The organism is Microcystis sp. LE19-8.1F (assembly GCF_027531715.1).
In the GTDB taxonomy this organism is placed as follows: domain Bacteria; phylum Cyanobacteriota; class Cyanobacteriia; order Cyanobacteriales; family Microcystaceae; genus Microcystis; species Microcystis wesenbergii_A.
The window spans coordinates 42,845-58,907 of record NZ_JAPZSO010000160.1; the positions used below are offsets into that span (position 1 = coordinate 42,845).

A 16,063-nucleotide genomic window follows, 5' to 3' on the forward strand; every position below is an offset into this window, starting at 1 on the left:
GAAAATTAGTAGCGGGGAATATTAGGATCGACGAGAAGGGAATAAGCATCGATGCCGCCGTTAATATTTTTAACATTAGTAAAACCCTGACTTTGTAGCCATTGGCACATTTGCAGGGATCTCATGCCATGGTGACAGATAACGAGGGTTTCCGCTTGGGGGTTGAATTGGGTGGCAATAGTGGGCGACCATTCTCGGTATTGACTCAAGGGTAAAATGGTAAAACTGGCCACAGATGCGATCGCAACTTCCTCTGGTTCGCGCACATCAATAAGTTGTAAATTAGGATCATGATCGGCTAAACGGAGAGCGAGTTCATGGACGCTAATTTCGGGAATGCTCATAGATTTGGTCTTAAGAATCGGTTATCTTTCCTTTAGATTAGCAAATCGGGCGACTCCGAGCGGTTAGGGACTTGCGTAGGAATAATATCGCAGCCAAGTGGGGGGATTTGGTCAGTGCCAGAGCGGGGGGGTGATATAATGGGGAAACGGCAGGTATTGAAGAGATTGATGCTTTTTAGTACGCCGATTAATCGACAAGCTGAATTTTGATGAATATTGAACAAGCCGTTATCGAAAACTTGCGAAAACTTCCTTTAGAAAAGCAACAAGAAGTCTTAAACTTCAGCCAATTTCTAACTCAGATAACTTCGCCAAAAATTGAAGAGATGACCTCCCAAGAAAAAGCAGAAGATTGGCTAAAATTTCTGGAAAGTCAACCCAAGGATACCCCCGGATTACCCGATGAAGCCTTAGGGCGTGAAACTATCTATGACTAATGGCTAAATATCTATTTGATACTAATATTTTACTGAGGCTGAGTGACCGAATTTCCGCTAATTATGCCTTAGCAAGAGATGCGACCTATATCTTAATAGAGCAAGGACATAAATGCTGCTTGACCTCACAAATTATCATTGAGTTTTGGGTAGTTGCCACCCGTCCTACTGAGGTTAATGGGTTAGGCTGGACTCCTGAAAGAACTAAAAATCAAATCAATCAATTTCTAACCAGATTCACTGTCCTCGAAGAAACGCCAGAGATATTTACCCTTTGGTTTCAATTAGTCACTGACTATAACATCAAGGGAAAAAGGACTCACGATATTAGGCTTCTGGCTGTTATGAAAGCTCATAGTATCACTCATTTATTAACCTTTAATCCTGATGACTTTGTTCCCCTTCCTAATATCATCATCCTTCAGCCGCAAGACTTACTTAATCCCTAATGGTGAGGGGAATTCTGGGGAACAGAAAAAAGCGCATTTGCCCCCGGCTGGATTTCAGTTAAGCTTTGATTAGAGGTTATTGTAGGAGAGAGTTATTGATACCGAATAGATTCACCGATAGGTATTGCGCTGAAGCTATCTTGTCCTCGGTTTTTTATCCTCTGATTAATTTCTAAGTTGTACTGTATTCTCCCCCCACTCCCCCACTTCCCCACTCCCCAGCTTATGATTCCCCTACAATTAACCCTAAAAAATTTTCTCAGTTATCGTGAGGCAGTGCTGGATTTTCGCGGATTACATACTGCCTGTATTTGTGGTGCCAATGGTGCGGGAAAATCCTCTTTACTCGAAGCAATTACTTGGGCAATTTGGGGAGAAAGTCGCACCTCGATTGCTGATGATGTGATTCATGCGGGCAGCGATTATGCGCGGGTAGATTTCGAGTTTAGTTATGGGGGAGAAATCTATAAAATTATCCGTAGTCGTCACCGGGGAGGGAAAGCTTCTGGTTTAGATTTTCAGGTGATTAGTGATCAAAGTTTTCGTCCTTTATCGGGCAAAAGTATTAAAGATACCCAAGCACAGATTAATACTTATCTAAAAATAGACCATAAAACTTTCATTAATTCTGCTTATTTACGGCAGGGACAAGCGGACGAGTTTATGAAACAGCCTCCCAGTGGTCGTAAACAGATTTTAGCAGAATTATTGCAACTTGATCGCTATGAAATTTTAGCAAATAAAGCCAAGGATATATCGAAACAATTTGATGGACAGTCCCTCCAGATCGAGCAGCAGGTAGAAAGTATCAAACTCCGTCTTCAGGAGAAAAATTCTTATCGGGAGCAGCTGCAAGAGTTAAACACCCAAATTGACCAAATTAATCAAGAACAAGAGGTAAATAATCGGCGTTTACAGCAACTACAAGGGGAAGAAAATCAGCGTCAGAATTGGGAAAAACAGCGGCAGTGGCAAAGAGAACAGGAGCGAGCTTTATTAGCAGAAATCGAGAGATTAGACCGGGAAAAAGTTAGTCTAGACAATCAATTAAATCAAATAAGGACTATTCTTCATCGCAAAAATGAAATCATTGCCGCCCACGAGCGCCTAATCAATTTAGACCAGAAAGAGGCCAGTTTGTCAAGTCAATTGCAAGCTTGGCAACAGGCCCAGTATGATAAACAACAATTAGAACAGAAATTACAGCAAAAAATTAACGAATTTACCCTTCCCATCCAGCAAACGAGCGCTCGTTTAGAAGAATTGGGAAGACAGGAACAAGAAACTCAAAAAATTATCGAGCAAGCGGTGGATATTCAAGCAGGATTAGAGAAGTTAAATTATCATCGTCAACGTCTTCAGGAATTGGATAGATTAGCTTTAAAATATGCTCCTTTAAATAGCCGAAAAGCTGATCTAAATATGCAGTTGGAACGGGAAAAAGCTGGCATCAATGCTCGTCGGGAACAACTGCAAAGAAATCGGCAACAATTAGAGACAGAAATTGGTCGTATTCCTCTACTAAGAGAGGAAGCTCTCAATTTAGCCAAACGAATTAAGGAACTAGATAAAAAACAAACCTATTGTGAACGAGTTGAAGAAAAGGAAACTCTTAAACAAGTGGATAAAAAAAGTTTATTAGATCAACAGAAAAGATATGAAGAACAACTTTTAGAGTTAACTGATAAATTGGAAAAATTAAATATTCCCGATTCGGTTTGTCCTTTGTGTGAACAGAATTTAGACAGTCATCACCGTGATCAAGTAATCAGGAAAACCCATCAACATCAAGAACAAATTCAAGAGCAAATTTGGTCTCTACAGGAAGGGATGGCAGACTGCGATCGAGATTTAAAACGTTTACGCGAGGAATTAGCCCAAATTAAACAAGAATTGCCAGTAAGATCGAATCTACAACAAAAATATGTGCAGTTAGAAGTCAAGTTAGAAACTATTGAAGAAAAGGAAATAGAACTAGAGAAAACCGAGGAGATACTTGCGGAGTTAGAAGCACTTTTAAGCAGTGGCAATTATGCCCTAGAATTACAGCAAGAATTGCAAATTGTCAATCAAGAAATTGCCTTCTTAAACTATGATGAACAAAGTCATGCTTTAGTCAGAGGAGAAGAAAAAAGATGGCGTTGGGCAGAAATTCAAGAATCAGAACTTAAGCAAGCAAACCGTCGTTTAGCTAATATCAAGGCTGAGAAACCTAATTTAATTAATCAACTAGCTAGAATAGAAAAAGAGAAGCAAGAACTAGGTCAAAATTCCCCAATTAAACAGGAAATTGAACGCTTAGAAAAGCTTATTCAAAACTTAAATTATGATCGCAGTGAACATCAGAATATTCAAAATCTGATCCGACAATTACAGGGAGTAAGATTACAGTATCAAGACTGGCAACAAGCGGAAAAAAATTATCCAGAAATAGCCGCTAAAATCGCTGACATTGAGCAAAGATTACAGCTGCGAAATGAGGATCGCCAGAAGCTGAATCAGGAGTTAGCAAATATTAGTCAAAAGATTGGTACTTTGACTGACTATCGCCAAGAAATAGCCGCATTATCGACTAATATTCAACAGCGAAGACAGATAATTGATGGATTGCTCTCCCAAAAAGGTCGGGTTGAGGAGAAGTTACATCAACTGGAAACTTTAGGTAAACAACTGATAGAAAAAGAGAGGGATTTAGCTAAAGTTAAAAAACAATATAGAGTTTATAAAGAGTTAGCCCTAGCTTTCGGAAAAAATGGTTTACAAACTCTGATGATTGAGAATGTTTTACCAGAGTTAGAAGCACAAACTAATCATATTTTAGCTCGCTTAACTGGTAATCAATTTCATGTGCATTTTTTAACCCAAAAAAGCGGTAAAGGTACTAAGAAACAGCAACAAAAGTCAATCGATACTTTAGATATTATTATTGGTGATACCCGGGGATCCCGTCCCTACGAAACCTATTCAGGAGGGGAAGCTTTTCGGATTAATTTCTCGATTCGATTAGCTTTAGCGAGATTATTGGCACAAAGAGCCGGAACAGCCCTACAAATGCTCATTGTTGACGAGGGATTCGGAACTCAGGATGCGGAGGGATGCGAGCGCTTAATTGCGGCAATTAACGCTATATCCGCCGATTTTGCCTGTATTTTGACGGTAACTCATATGCCTCAATTTAAAGAAGCTTTTCAACATCGCATCGAAGTCCGCAAAACCGAACAGGGTTCTCAATTAATGTTATTATCCTAGGAAAAATATTGATGTAAAGATGGAAAAGATTACGATCACAGTAAAACTATTTGCTATTTATCAAGAAGTCTATCAAACTTCACAATTAAACCTCGAATTTCCTGCCCACACTTCCGTGGCAGCAGTGTTAAACTATATTATAGCCCCCTATCCTCAATTAGAAAGATGGCGGGATGTTACTCGTTTTGGAGTTAATCTTCAGTTTGTTTCGGGAGAGAAAATCCTCAAAAATGGCGATGAGATAGTTTTAATTCCCCCCGTTAGTGGTGGCTAAATGGAGATAGGGAAAATCACAAAAGTTGACTGTCACCTTTTTTCCTTTTTACTTTTTCCTTGATATCCCGTGTCTAACTGGCAAATTCCCCCATCGGTAGAGCTTCCCCAAGAGTTTTTAAAAATAGTCCAAGACTACACCCCAGAGTCGAATGGCAGCGTCGTGGCACAAATATTATGGCATCGCGGTGTCCGGGATGTGGTGACTCTGCGGACGTTTCTGGATGAGAAAGCTTATCAGTCAAAAACTCCCTTTGATTTTGGGCAAGAAATGAACTTCGCCGTCAAAAGACTGGAAAAAGCCCTAAATAAAGGTGAAAAAGTGACTATTTGGGGTGATTTCGATGCCGATGGTGTCACCGCTACCAGTGTCCTCTGGGAAGGATTGGGACAGTTTTTCCCAGCTGATCAACAGTTAGATTATTACATACCCGATCGCCAAAAAGAATCCCACGGCCTCAATTCTCCTGGTATCGAGAAACTAGCGCGTCAAGGAACCAGTTTAATCGTCACCTGTGACACGGGAAGCACGAATATCGCCGAAATTGACTATGCAAAAAGTTTAGGCATCGATATTATCATCACCGATCATCATACCCTACCCGACGAGCGCCCCGAGGTGATTGCCCTGATTAATCCCCGCTACTTTGTGGAAACCCATCCTTTCTATCATCTTTCTGGGGTTGCCGTTGCTTATAAATTAGTGGAAGCGATGTATTTAACCCTGGCAGATATTCCCAGAAAACCCCTAGAAAATTTACTGGATTTAGTTGCGATTGGTTTAATTGCCGATTTAGTCAAATTGACGGGAGAATGTCGTTATTTAGCTCAAAAAGGTATGCAAAAACTGCAAAATACTCAGCGTTTAGGAGTTAAAAAATTACTCGATTTATGTAACAAAACCGGAGATAGACCGATGGATATATCCTTCGGTATTGGACCGCGCATTAATGCCGTCAGTCGCATTTATGGCGATGCCAGATTTTGTGTGGAATTACTTACCAGTGAAGATGAAAAACGTTGTCAAGAATTAGCTGAACAAGCGGAATTAGCCAATATTCGTCGCCAAGAAATCCAACGGGATATTATTAAACAAGTTCAGAAAAAACTAGAAAGAATTGATCTTTCCACCACTAATGTAATTATTTTAGATGATCCCCAATGGATGGCGGGAATTTTAGGATTAGTTGCGGGAAAAATTGCCCAAGAATACCAGCGACCGACAATTTTATTAAGTACCAGTGAACCACCTTTTGCTAAGGGTTCCGCTCGGTCAATTCGCGAGATCGATCTTTATCAATTAGTATCCTCTCAATCCCATCTTTTACATCGTTTTGGTGGTCATCCTTTGGCCGCAGGTTTAAGTTTAACCATAGAAAATTTACCCCTATTTATTGAGGGAATTAATCAACAATTGCGACGCACAGGAATTGATTTAACTTCCCTTTCTTCCCAGATAGAAGTGGATGCGGTGGTGACGGTTTCCCAATTGGGAAAAAGTCTATTTAGAGAATTAAAATTACTGGAACCCTGCGGGATGGGTAATCCGACACCGAAGCTATTAATTCAAAATTGTTATTTTCACAATCTTTGGCATAAAAATCTTGAAGATTTCAAAGGCAGAAAAATCGCTTATCCCCGGACAACTTTTGAGATCTGGGATAGTTCAATCGAGCAGGGTTTCCCCGGTATGTGGTGGGGTCATCACAAAGATGAAATTGCTGCCGATACCCGTTATGATGCCGTAGTTGAATTAGATTTTAATACCTACAAAAATCGCTATGAAGTGCGCTTAATTGCCCTGCAACCCTATCAACAAGAATCCCTAACCTATAGCAATAAAAAAGATTTTTTAATCGACAATCGCCATCGAGAAATTAGTCAAGAAGTTAGCAAATTAAATCCCCTTTTTCTCTGGGAATGTCCCCGGGATTGGACAAAACTTTCCCGGGAATATCAACAGGCAATTTTACGCGATAAAAAGTTAGTTCTTGCCTATGCTAGTCCTTTAAAAAAATCCGCTCACACCCCATGGATAAACCTTGTTGGGATCGGGAAATATTTAGCTAGAACTAAAACCAGTATTTCCCGTCAACAATTACAAAACCGCTTAAACCTCAGTTATCATACCCTAGAATTAGGATTAATTTCCCTAGCAGAAAATGGCTTTAAAGTCAAGAAAAATCAAGAAAATTTATCCTTTGAATTAGTCAATCATGAGGCGAAAATTAATAAGATTGAGCAATTTCTAGAAGCGGTGGCCCTAGAGAACTTTCTCCAGCAATACTTTGCTACTGTTCCCCTAGAAATACTGCAAGCAATTCTCAATCATGAAGACTCGATCGATTTCTAGTTATAACCCTTATTTACTGATAGCTGATAACTGATAACTGATAACTGATAACTGATAACTGATAACTGATAACTGATAACTGATAACTGATTACTGATTACTGATTACTGATTACTGATTACTGATTACTCCTTGACCGAAGAATTTCGGAGGTTTCGCCAGGGTATAAACTTCCGTATTTTGTGCGATTGCTTGACGAATATAGAGAGGAGTTTGTAACATTCCTAGTAAACTCATGCCATCAATTAAACGTAATCCTCCCGTAGTTGTATCGGTGATTAATTCATCCACCACTTCCGGATCGGGACGAGTATTTAAAGGATGATTAGCACAGAGAGTAAAACCCCAAGGGGAACCATAACTAGGAGTAGGAGCGCAATAGGAATGAACGTAGGGAAAAACTGCTTTTAAAGTATTCACCAAACGCGCATGATACATCACCGAAGGAGGAGAAACTGGGCCAGATTGGACAACAACAATGCCATTTTCGGCCAAAACTCTTTGTAGTTTTTCAAAGTATTCTTTCGTGAATAGGGGGAAAGAAGGACCCTCTTCGATGGGATCAACCAGATCGGAGATAATAATATCCCATTTATCGTTAGTAGTGTCTAAAACTTCTAAAGCATCGGCCACAACTAACTGAAAACGAGGATCATCAAAAGTGCCTTGGTGCATTTCGGGAAGATGTTCCTTACAAGCTGCCACCACATCCCCATCGATATCGATCATCATCACTTTTTCGATTGTTTTCCAACGCAATAACTCCCGCGTTGTCGCACCTTCACCACCTCCCAGAATTAAAGCAGTTTTTGCTTCTTGGTGGGCAATCATTGCCGGTTGCACTAATGCTTCATGATAAATAAATTCATCCCCCGTACAAGATTGCCATTTCCCATCCAGTACCAAGGCTTTTCCATAGGCCCCCGATTCAACAATATACATCTCCTGAAAAGCGGTTTTTTTGTAGGCTAAAATCCGCGAAACCCCATGACTATAAATGTCCCAGGGGGTAATATATTCGTTAACCCATAGATCCGCTTTTAGTTCACTTCCTGCCATAACTAATCCTCCTTGGGGTGAAAAAGGCACGATCCATCATTATACAACAATTGACAAAATTCGATCGATAACCTGAAATTATCTCCGGGTAATCCCGAAGCTGCCGATAATCGATCGCTGAAAAACGGTAAGCTAGAAAAGATTAGCTCCAAGTAAACTTCTAGCCACTAACCTATGACTAAAAACGAGACTACCGAGAAAAAGATTTTTCTCCTAGATTTTGAGAAACCCCTCTACGAATTAGAATCCCGCATCGAACAGATTAAAGAATTAGCCCAAGAAAATAGCGTGGATGTCTCGGAACAAATTAGTCAACTAGACGAACGAGCTAATCAATTACGTCGTGAAATTTTTAGCAATCTCACCCCTTCCCAAAGGCTACAATTAGCCCGTCATCCCCGGCGCCCCAGTACCCTAGATTATATTCAAGCCATCACCGATGAATGGTTCGAGTTACACGGTGATCGCGGTGGTTACGACGATCCCGCCCTTGTGGGTGGTGTTGCCCGTTTTAACGGTCGTCCCGTGGTGATTATCGGACATCAAAAAGGCCGGGATACTAAGGATAATGTGGCTAGAAATTTCGGCATGGCTGCCCCCGGCGGTTATCGTAAAGCCATGCGTTTAATGGAACACGCCCATCAGTTTAATCAGCCAATTTTAACCTTTATTGACACCCCCGGCGCCTGGGCGGGGGTGGAAGCGGAAAAATTAGGTCAAGGAGAAGCGATCGCCTATAATCTTCGGGAAATGTTCCGTTTAGATGTGCCGATCATTTGTACTGTTATTGGTGAAGGTGGTTCCGGCGGTGCTTTGGGCATTGGGGTCGGCGATCGCCTGTTAATGTTAGAGCATTCTGTCTATACCGTGGCGACTCCCGAAGCTTGTGCCGCCATTCTCTGGAAAGATGCCAAAAAATCCGATAAAGCGGCAGTTGCCCTCAAAATTACCTCAAAAGATTTAAAAGAGTTAAATATTATCGATCAGATCGTTCCTGAACCCTCCAGAGGGGCCCATGCTGATCCGATTAAAGCGGCAGCCAATTTAAAAGCCACTATTAGTGAAAATTTAGAGGCTTTATCTTTGTTAACTCCCCAACAACGGCGCGAATCTCGTTATCAAAAATTCCGCAATTTAGGCGTATTTTTAGAAGCTACAGCTTAATCAGTCAGCAGTGATCAGTTTCTTTTGTAGATTTGCTAGGCTTCAGCTTAAGTTTGAGGGTTGCACCCACAAAGCTATAATATTGATGGCAGGTTCAAGGACAAACCAGATGAAACGGCTCCTTCCCCAGCAAAAGTGCAATGGCATGGACGAGTATTATGGCTAGGCATAGGTTGCATCCGTGGCACGGAGAAAGCAGTCATAGATAGGGCAATTAGGGCTGTTTTTGAGCGTTATCACCTCTCTTTAGCCGCTATTGCCGGTATCGCCACCCTTGACATCAAAGCTGATGAACGGGGTTTAATTGCCTACTGTCAAGAGAAAGGATTGCCCCTAAAAACTTTTACTGCCCAGGAGTTGAGAGATATTAAGGTCCCCAATCCCTCGGCTATTGTCAACAAGGAAGGGGGAACCCCTAGCGTCGCCGAAGCTGCCGCTTTAAAAATGGGCGGGACTTTGCTAGTCAGCAAGCAAATAGAAGCAAAATCGGTGACGGTGGCGGTTTCTTTGGCAGCAAGGGAATAGAGAGGCTAACAAATCAATGCTTAAACAGGTTTTATTTCTTAGTAATGGTCATGGCGAGGATTTAAATGCTAGTTTAATTCTGGGGGAATTACAAAAAATTCAGCCCCAATTATCTATAGCTGCTTTGCCTTTAGTGGGAGAGGGAAAAGCTTATCAAAAATTGCCAGTACCTATTATTGCCCCCACTGCCACTATGCCCTCGGGGGGAATTATTTATACCAATCCTTTTAATTGGATTAAGGATATTGGGGCGGGATTAATCGGTCTAACTATTAAACAAATTCAGGCAGCTTTTAAAGTTAGCAAGGATTGTGATTTATTGATAGCAGTGGGGGATATCGTACCGATTGCGATCGCTCGCTTAACCAGTCGTCCTTTTGTGGCTTTTATTGTTTCTACTTCCAGTTATTACGAAGGTACAATTAAATTACCTTTACTGACAGAATTATGTTTGAGATCAGACAAGTGTTTGAGGGTTTTCACTAGGGATAAATATACAGCAACAGATCTACAAAATCGGGGTATTAAAAAAGCGATTTTTGCTGGTTATCCGATTATGGATGTCTTAACACCAACGGGTAAAGATTTAGAATTGGATAGTCAAATTCCCATGATTGCTTTATTAGCGGGGAGTCGTTTACCCGAAGCTTTAAGTAATTTAGCTTTACAGTTACAAGTCTGTGAGGAAATAGTTAAAATTAAACCGATGCAGTTTCGGGCTGCTATCGTTCCTAGCATCAGAGAAACCGACTTAGAAAATTTAGCTAAACAAGAGGGATGGCATTATTTAGGAGCGGGAAAATTAGAGAAAAATGAGGCTAAGGTGTGCTGTTATCGTGATGCTTTTGCCGATATTCTACACCATTGTGACGCTTGTTTAGCCATGGCAGGGACAGCAGTAGAACAAGCGGTAGGATTAGGAAAACCCGTCCTACAAATACCCGGATTTGGTCCCCAATTTACCTACCCTTTTGCTGAGGCACAAATGCGCTTATTAGGGGAATCGGTGATAACTATTGGAAAGAAACCCACGGAGGTAAATTTATTTAAAAATGCTGCGGTTAAAATTATCGATATTTTGGCAGATTCTCGTTATTTACACAGATGTTTAGAGAATGGCAAAATTAGAGTGGGAGAGTCTGGAGGTAGCAGGAATATTGCCGAAGAAATTTATATGAACTTAGGGTGTTAGCGAGCGCATAATGCAGCTTAAAATTAACTCAATTACCTTTTCATTAAACATCGTCATTTTTCTGAACAGATAAAAATTCCCCTACTGCTTGATTAAAAGTTTCAGGTTCCCCTAAAAATGCCCAATGATTACCTGGTATCTTTTTAATTTCTAGAGACGTTAAATACTTTTTATAGGATTGAATTTGCCAAGCAGTGCGATTTAATCCCTGTTGGGGAAGGATTAATAAACTGGGAATATCTAAAGTTTTAGTTAATCCAGCAAACCCCATGACATCCTCAAAAATTTCCTCGCGTGCCGATAAAGTAAATTTACTGCTCCAACTGCCATCAGCTTTTTGTTCGATGGCATTTTTAAACACCTCTTGCTGTAAATTTGACCAACCTTTATATTGTTTTAATTGACTAGCGATCGCTTCTATGCTCTGATAACTATCAAAGGAGCGAGTAATCTTTAAAAAGGGCAAAACTTGATAGAGAATTGGAAAAGTTATCCTCATCCAACTAGGCATTTTATCGATAAAAAAGGGATCGACTAAAATTAAACTCTTAAATACTTCCGGCTGTTGAGTTGCCCAAATTGCCGCTATTTTAGCACTCCAAGAATGACCTAAAATATGTGCTTGCCTCCAACCTAAATGATTAATTAAAGCCCTTAAATCGCCGATATAATCCTGAAAGTGATAACCAGTTGCCGGTTTATCGCTTTCCCCATGTCCCCGCAAATCTGGGGCAATAACTTGATAATTTGAGCTTAAATAATCGCCCAAACTTGACCAAACCAAAGCATGATCCGCCATGCCGTGCAATAATAATAGAGGCCTACCTCGATCGCTCCATTGTAAATAGGAAATTGCCATCGAGTTATTGGTAAAAGTCCGGCGTTGTGGCATAAATTCTCGGCTGATTTTTACTCTATAATTTAAATATCACTTAATAAAACTTCATACAATGGCACTACAATCGCCGCTCACTGCCACTAGCTTAGAACAATTGTCTTGGACATGGCAAGGTCACACCATCCCCTACACTGTGCGGGGAGAAGGACAACCCCTAGTATTAATTCACGGTTTTGGCGCATCTATCGGTCATTGGCGCAAAAATATCCCCGTTTTAGCGGAAAATGGCTATCAAGTCTATGCCCTAGATCTTTTGGGATTTGGGGGTGCGGATAAGCCCGCTTTAGATTATAGTCTCAACCTTTGGCAGCGGCAAATACAAGACTTTTGGCGGGAAAAAATCGCAAAACCGACGGTATTTATCGGTAATTCTATCGGGGGACTGATTACCTTAATGCTGATGGCAGAATCTCCCGAAATCACTGCCGGAGGAGTAATTATCAACTGTGCTGGAGGATTAAACCATCGTCCCGAAGAATTAAATTTTCCGCTGCGTTTAATCATGGCTGCCTTTACCGGTTTAGTTAGTTCTCCCGTGACAGGAAAGTTTATTTTTGAACAGGTAAGGCAAAAAAATCGCATCCGTAACACCTTAAAACAAGTTTATCGCGACCATACCGCGATTACCGAGGAATTAGTCGAAATTCTCTATCAACCCTCCTGTGATGCGGGTGCGTGGGGAGTGTTTGCATCGGTGTTGACAGCACCCCCCGGACCATCTCCCCAGGAATTATTACCGCCAATCGATCGCCCTTTATTGGTACTCTGGGGAGAGGATGACCCTTGGACACCGATCGCCGGTTCGGTAATTTACCAAGAAAGAACCAAAATGGGAAATAATACCCAATTTTATCCGATTGCCAAAGCTGGTCACTGTCCCCACGATGAACATCCCGAAAAAGTTAATCAATTAATTTTGAGTTGGCTGTCGGAAATGGGGATTTAGTCAGTTATCGAAGATTTTAGCGATTAATAGTTACTGGAGAAATCTGCCAATCGGGGCGAAGATTTTTCGCCCCCCGGAGATAGACGTGCTGCATTTCCCCTTGTAGTTTGGGAGTATTAACGTGGAGAATTACGCGAATACACTTGTCGAGACTACCAGCGACCTGCATCTGTTGCACATCGAGGAGGGGGACATTTTGCCAATGGGGACGTTCGCGAGCGATAGCGGCGGGGAAAATCACGTCTAAATCCTGAGTTGCCGTAAAGATAACACTAACAATATCATCGGGATCGAGACTATTGTGGATTTCGATCGCTTCGAGGAGTTCTGTTACTGCTTCTCGTATAGCTTCAATAGTATTAGCCGTTACTGTCGTTGCTCCCCGAATGGCTCGAACCTTCCACTGCACGATTGTCATCCTCCGCTAATCCTGATGAGTCAATTTTAGGGGTTAACGCGCCCTTTTTCTCGACTTTAATCTGGTCATCAGGGTCGGTATAACCACAATAGTTGTCCGTTAACTTCTAATTCAAATTCTAGACGCTGTAGGGTTTTTTGTAATCCTGGGGGTATTTGGGAACGATTGCCCGTCAGACGACTGAGGAGGGGTTTCGGTTCTTCGATAGTCTGACATTTAGTTTTATCTGGGGGTAATCCTGCCAATTCTAGCGCCCAAAGTCGGGCATCTTCCTCGGTTCCCAAGCGATCAACCACTCCTAATTCTAACGCCTGTTGACCGGTAAAAATGCGCCCATCGGCAAAACTTTTCACCTGATTGACATCTAAATTTCTCCCTCTGGCGACGGTTTGCAGAAATTGCTGATAACTGGTATCGATCATATCCTGGAGAATTCTTTCTTCTTCATCAGTTAATTCTCGATCGAAGGAGAGAATATCTTTATAAGGGCCCGATTTAATCACTTTAAACGAAACTCCCACCTTATCCAACAATCTTTCCAGATTGTTCCCTCTCAGGATAACACCGATCGAGCCGGTAATCGTGCCGGGGTTAGCCATAATATAATTAGCCCCCATACCGATATAAACGCCGCCAGAGGCGGAAATATTGCCAAAACTAGCGATTATTTTCGTGGTTTTTTGTAACCGCTTCAATGCTTCGTAAATTTCTTGGGAATCCCCCACGGTTCCCCCGGGGGAGTCAATGCGGAGAAGTAGGGCGGGATATTGCCTTTCTTTGACGATTTCTAGGGCTTTTAAGACTCTTTTGCGGGTATCGGAGGCAATTGCACCTGTAATTTCTATTCGAGCGATTTGTTTGCGGGTTTTCGGTTTAAAAGGCCAGACCATCAGGTTTAAATATCTCTCAAAAAAGGACTCTTTCTAATCTAACGCTTTGATCGTTCTAGGTTAAGCAGACATTATATTTCAGAATTTAAGGACAAAATGTCTGGTTAAGTGTATAATAGCATTAAGTGACCAGAGTTGAGGTAGGCGAGGTGAACATTTGGGCAAGGTGGAATCCTTTAATTTAGATGGCTTAGATCTGTTTTTCAATTCTCACGATCATTGGCCACCTCATTTTCATGTTCGTAAACCGGGCCAATGGGAAATTAGAGTTTTTTTCTTACTTTGTAATCAAGAAAATGGTCTAAATTTTCAGGTGAAATGGCCCGCCAATGCCAAAATATCTAGTAAGGAAAAAAAGCAAATACTCGACCACGTTTTAGCCAATCGTTCTGCGCTCCTGATTGAATGGGAGGTAAAAGTCTGTACCTAGGGGAATTAATCATGTTAAACAAGCCAGAAATTACTGTTATAATTGAAGATAAAGAAATTTATAATTTCTTGCCAGAGTTTCAATCTGTGCAGATTCTTTCTTTACCAGATTTAAAGAATATTGATTCCTTAAAAAACATCTTTATTTGTACTTCTTTGACCAGTTTAAAAGCAGTGACAGATATTGCCAGAAATGCTAATGATAAACATCATCTGCGAGGTCTTTTTATCCGAGCAGACATTGATTCTATCTGCTTGCCGCAACTATTTAAACGGGCCAATTTACGCACCCTGCGAAATACCCTCGTTTATCGAGATTTTATTTTACCGACAAGGGTGATTAATGCTTGGAGTTGGGGAGCGCAAGAGCATTTAATCGCCACAGCTTTAGTTATTGGGGAAAGTTTATTAATCAGTCGCTGTGATCTCAATGAGCTAGAAATTCCCTTTGCATCTATGCCAGCTTTACAGCGTATTCCTCTAGAAGAAAGAGAGAAGTTTATTATAGCAGAAGATGGTAGTTATATTCATTGGCCAGTCGTGGACATTCATCTTGATATAGAGGCTTTTTTGAGTGTGATTGAACCAGTAGCAAAACAAAAGTTTGCAGCGATTAAATTAAAACATGATCAGATTTTTGGTCGAGCGATTGCCTCTTTACGCAAACAGCATCAACTGCGACAATCAGATATTATAGGAGTATCCGAGCGTCAAGTGAGACGCATTGAACAGGGAGAAGGAACAAAGGTAGAAACCCTTAATTTATTTGCCCAAGCTCACAAAATGGAACTTAATGATTATCTTGATGCTGTTGCTGGGTTAATCGATAATACTTCAGTAGATTTGGATAGTTTTACTCATCCAAATATCCCAGAAATAGATGATTTATTTAAACTTATGGGTACTGAAAATCCTGTTGAAGTAATAGAAAAAAAAGTTAACTCCGAATATATCAGTAGAGAGGAGTGTAACTAATGAAAGTTTTAATTGACCAAGATTTAATCACAGAAATATTGCTTAATCGTACAGGTAATAAATCATGTGAGTCGGGTAGGAAGCTTTGGGAGGTTATTAAAAGTCCCCATCAATCTCAAGAAATAATTTTTTATATAACTAGGCCGTGCGTTCAAAGGGTTTATACCCTGAGCAGTATGAGTTCATCAAAAGATGCTGATAAATTGATTAATCTTCTGGAGTCTAGATTTCATATCTGTGAAGGTTCACCTACTATTTTTCAGAATGCGCGTCAATACGATTCAGATATTGAATCAGCCATCGAAGTAGAGTGTGGTTTGGCCCTCAAGGGGTGACAAAGGGGTTCAAAGGTAATCAAGATAAAGACTCTAGCCAAATGAACCCAAAAGAAATAGAGTGGTTGAGACAACCACCCAAAATTTCAATATGTTACCATCATTCTATCAGGCCTGTTTACAAGCC

At 40.9% G+C, this 16,063-nt stretch carries 17 protein-coding genes; 12 read left to right on the forward strand and 5 right to left on the reverse strand.

Annotated features, from left to right (window positions below; genetic code table 11):
- Positions 1-5 precede the first annotated feature (5 nt).
- Positions 6-344, reverse strand: a complete 339-nt coding sequence (locus O9334_RS15665; RefSeq protein WP_045358107.1) for a rhodanese-like domain-containing protein — start codon at positions 342-344, stop codon at positions 6-8.
- Positions 345-553: 209 nt separating this feature from the next.
- Here O9334_RS15665 and O9334_RS15670 point away from each other — a divergent pair, with 209 nt between their 5' ends.
- The 5 genes from O9334_RS15670 (at position 554) to recJ (ending at position 7,105) form a co-directional block, all read left to right on the forward strand.
- Positions 554-781, forward strand: coding sequence for a hypothetical protein (locus O9334_RS15670; RefSeq protein ID WP_004163204.1), 228 nt, complete (start codon positions 554-556; stop codon positions 779-781).
- The gene (locus tag O9334_RS15675; RefSeq protein ID WP_045358103.1) at positions 781-1,230 is read left to right on the forward strand and encodes a type II toxin-antitoxin system VapC family toxin; all 450 of its coding nucleotides are present in this window, start codon (positions 781-783) and stop codon (positions 1,228-1,230) included. Before O9334_RS15670 ends, O9334_RS15675 begins: the two co-directional genes overlap by 1 nt.
- A 225-nt stretch (positions 1,231-1,455) precedes the next feature.
- On the forward strand, positions 1,456-4,479 hold the full coding sequence (gene sbcC, locus O9334_RS15680) for an exonuclease subunit SbcC (protein ID WP_288001030.1): 3,024 nt from the start codon (positions 1,456-1,458) through the stop codon (positions 4,477-4,479).
- Positions 4,480-4,498: 19 nt separating this feature from the next.
- The gene (locus O9334_RS15685) at positions 4,499-4,753 is read left to right on the forward strand and encodes a MoaD/ThiS family protein (protein ID WP_287728089.1); all 255 of its coding nucleotides are present in this window, start codon (positions 4,499-4,501) and stop codon (positions 4,751-4,753) included.
- Positions 4,754-4,822: 69 nt separating this feature from the next.
- Positions 4,823-7,105 carry a single-stranded-DNA-specific exonuclease RecJ gene (gene recJ, locus O9334_RS15690; RefSeq protein ID WP_190380206.1) on the forward strand — a complete coding sequence of 761 codons (2,283 nt, stop codon included), beginning with the start codon at positions 4,823-4,825 and terminating at the stop codon, positions 7,103-7,105.
- Between the two features lie 111 nt (positions 7,106-7,216).
- Here the strand turns inward: recJ and O9334_RS15695 are convergent, their stop codons facing one another.
- Complete coding sequence (locus O9334_RS15695; RefSeq protein WP_190380210.1) at positions 7,217-8,164, reverse strand: fused MFS/spermidine synthase; 948 nt, start codon at positions 8,162-8,164, stop codon at positions 7,217-7,219.
- A gap of 174 nt (positions 8,165-8,338) precedes the next feature.
- On the opposite strand from O9334_RS15695, the gene accA reads away from it, so the two are divergent.
- The 3 genes from accA to O9334_RS15710 all read left to right on the forward strand — a co-directional run bounded on the left by accA (position 8,339) and on the right by O9334_RS15710 (position 11,045).
- Positions 8,339-9,328 (forward strand): acetyl-CoA carboxylase carboxyl transferase subunit alpha, encoded by a 990-nt coding sequence (gene accA / locus O9334_RS15700; protein ID WP_045358094.1) that lies wholly within the window; start codon positions 8,339-8,341, stop codon positions 9,326-9,328.
- A gap of 81 nt (positions 9,329-9,409) precedes the next feature.
- Entirely contained in the window at positions 9,410-9,853 is a 444-nt protein-coding gene (locus O9334_RS15705; RefSeq protein ID WP_190380209.1) for a cobalamin biosynthesis protein, read from the forward strand.
- Positions 9,854-9,869: 16 nt separating this feature from the next.
- Complete coding sequence (locus O9334_RS15710) at positions 9,870-11,045, forward strand: lipid-A-disaccharide synthase-related protein (protein ID WP_190380205.1); 1,176 nt, start codon at positions 9,870-9,872, stop codon at positions 11,043-11,045.
- Between the two features lie 43 nt (positions 11,046-11,088).
- Here O9334_RS15710 and O9334_RS15715 read toward each other — a convergent pair whose 3' ends face one another.
- On the reverse strand, positions 11,089-11,937 hold the full coding sequence (locus O9334_RS15715) for an alpha/beta fold hydrolase (RefSeq protein WP_288001034.1): 849 nt from the start codon (positions 11,935-11,937) through the stop codon (positions 11,089-11,091).
- Between the two features lie 58 nt (positions 11,938-11,995).
- Between O9334_RS15715 and O9334_RS15720 the strand changes: the two genes are divergently transcribed.
- Positions 11,996-12,889, forward strand: a complete 894-nt coding sequence (locus O9334_RS15720; RefSeq protein WP_288001035.1) for an alpha/beta fold hydrolase — start codon at positions 11,996-11,998, stop codon at positions 12,887-12,889.
- A 16-nt stretch (positions 12,890-12,905) separates the two neighbouring features.
- Here O9334_RS15720 and aroH read toward each other — a convergent pair whose 3' ends face one another.
- Both aroH and sppA read right to left on the reverse strand, forming a co-directional pair.
- Positions 12,906-13,307 carry a chorismate mutase gene (gene aroH / locus O9334_RS15725; protein ID WP_045358083.1) on the reverse strand — a complete coding sequence of 134 codons (402 nt, stop codon included), beginning with the start codon at positions 13,305-13,307 and terminating at the stop codon, positions 12,906-12,908.
- 68 nt (positions 13,308-13,375) lie between these two features.
- A complete protein-coding gene (gene sppA / locus O9334_RS15730; RefSeq protein ID WP_045358082.1) occupies positions 13,376-14,197 on the reverse strand; it encodes a signal peptide peptidase SppA in 822 nt (273 codons plus the stop codon).
- Between the two features lie 166 nt (positions 14,198-14,363).
- Between sppA and O9334_RS15735 the strand changes: the two genes are divergently transcribed.
- From O9334_RS15735 to O9334_RS15745, 3 genes are read left to right on the forward strand one after another with little or no spacing between them, the layout of a single operon-like run.
- On the forward strand, positions 14,364-14,627 hold the full coding sequence (locus O9334_RS15735; RefSeq protein WP_238567766.1) for a DUF4160 domain-containing protein: 264 nt from the start codon (positions 14,364-14,366) through the stop codon (positions 14,625-14,627).
- Between the two features lie 11 nt (positions 14,628-14,638).
- Entirely contained in the window at positions 14,639-15,601 is a 963-nt protein-coding gene (locus O9334_RS15740) for a DUF2442 domain-containing protein (RefSeq protein WP_242017257.1), read from the forward strand.
- Positions 15,601-15,936, forward strand: coding sequence for a hypothetical protein (locus O9334_RS15745; RefSeq protein WP_288001040.1), 336 nt, complete (start codon positions 15,601-15,603; stop codon positions 15,934-15,936). Before O9334_RS15740 ends, O9334_RS15745 begins: the two co-directional genes overlap by 1 nt.
- Positions 15,937-16,063 lie beyond the last annotated feature (127 nt).

Bases quoted from the DNA above. Each gene is read 5' to 3' on its own strand.
- O9334_RS15740 (WP_242017257.1), top strand. From the start codon at position 14,639: ATGTTAAACAAGCCAGAAATTACTGTTATAATTGAAGATAAAGAAATT.
- O9334_RS15710 (WP_190380205.1), top strand. From the start codon at position 9,870: ATGCTTAAACAGGTTTTATTTCTTAGTAATGGTCATGGCGAGGATTTA.
- O9334_RS15695 (WP_190380210.1), bottom strand. From the start codon at position 8,164: ATGGCAGGAAGTGAACTAAAAGCGGATCTATGGGTTAACGAATATATT.
- O9334_RS15685 (WP_287728089.1), top strand. From the start codon at position 4,499: ATGGAAAAGATTACGATCACAGTAAAACTATTTGCTATTTATCAAGAA.
- sbcC (WP_288001030.1), top strand. From the start codon at position 1,456: ATGATTCCCCTACAATTAACCCTAAAAAATTTTCTCAGTTATCGTGAG.
- O9334_RS15665 (WP_045358107.1), bottom strand. From the start codon at position 344: ATGAGCATTCCCGAAATTAGCGTCCATGAACTCGCTCTCCGTTTAGCC.
- aroH (WP_045358083.1), bottom strand. From the start codon at position 13,307: ATGACAATCGTGCAGTGGAAGGTTCGAGCCATTCGGGGAGCAACGACA.
- O9334_RS15720 (WP_288001035.1), top strand. From the start codon at position 11,996: ATGGCACTACAATCGCCGCTCACTGCCACTAGCTTAGAACAATTGTCT.
- sppA (WP_045358082.1), bottom strand. From the start codon at position 14,197: ATGGTCTGGCCTTTTAAACCGAAAACCCGCAAACAAATCGCTCGAATA.
- O9334_RS15670 (WP_004163204.1), top strand. From the start codon at position 554: ATGAATATTGAACAAGCCGTTATCGAAAACTTGCGAAAACTTCCTTTA.
- O9334_RS15745 (WP_288001040.1), top strand. From the start codon at position 15,601: ATGAAAGTTTTAATTGACCAAGATTTAATCACAGAAATATTGCTTAAT.
- O9334_RS15675 (WP_045358103.1), top strand. From the start codon at position 781: ATGGCTAAATATCTATTTGATACTAATATTTTACTGAGGCTGAGTGAC.
- accA (WP_045358094.1), top strand. From the start codon at position 8,339: ATGACTAAAAACGAGACTACCGAGAAAAAGATTTTTCTCCTAGATTTT.
- O9334_RS15715 (WP_288001034.1), bottom strand. From the start codon at position 11,937: ATGCCACAACGCCGGACTTTTACCAATAACTCGATGGCAATTTCCTAT.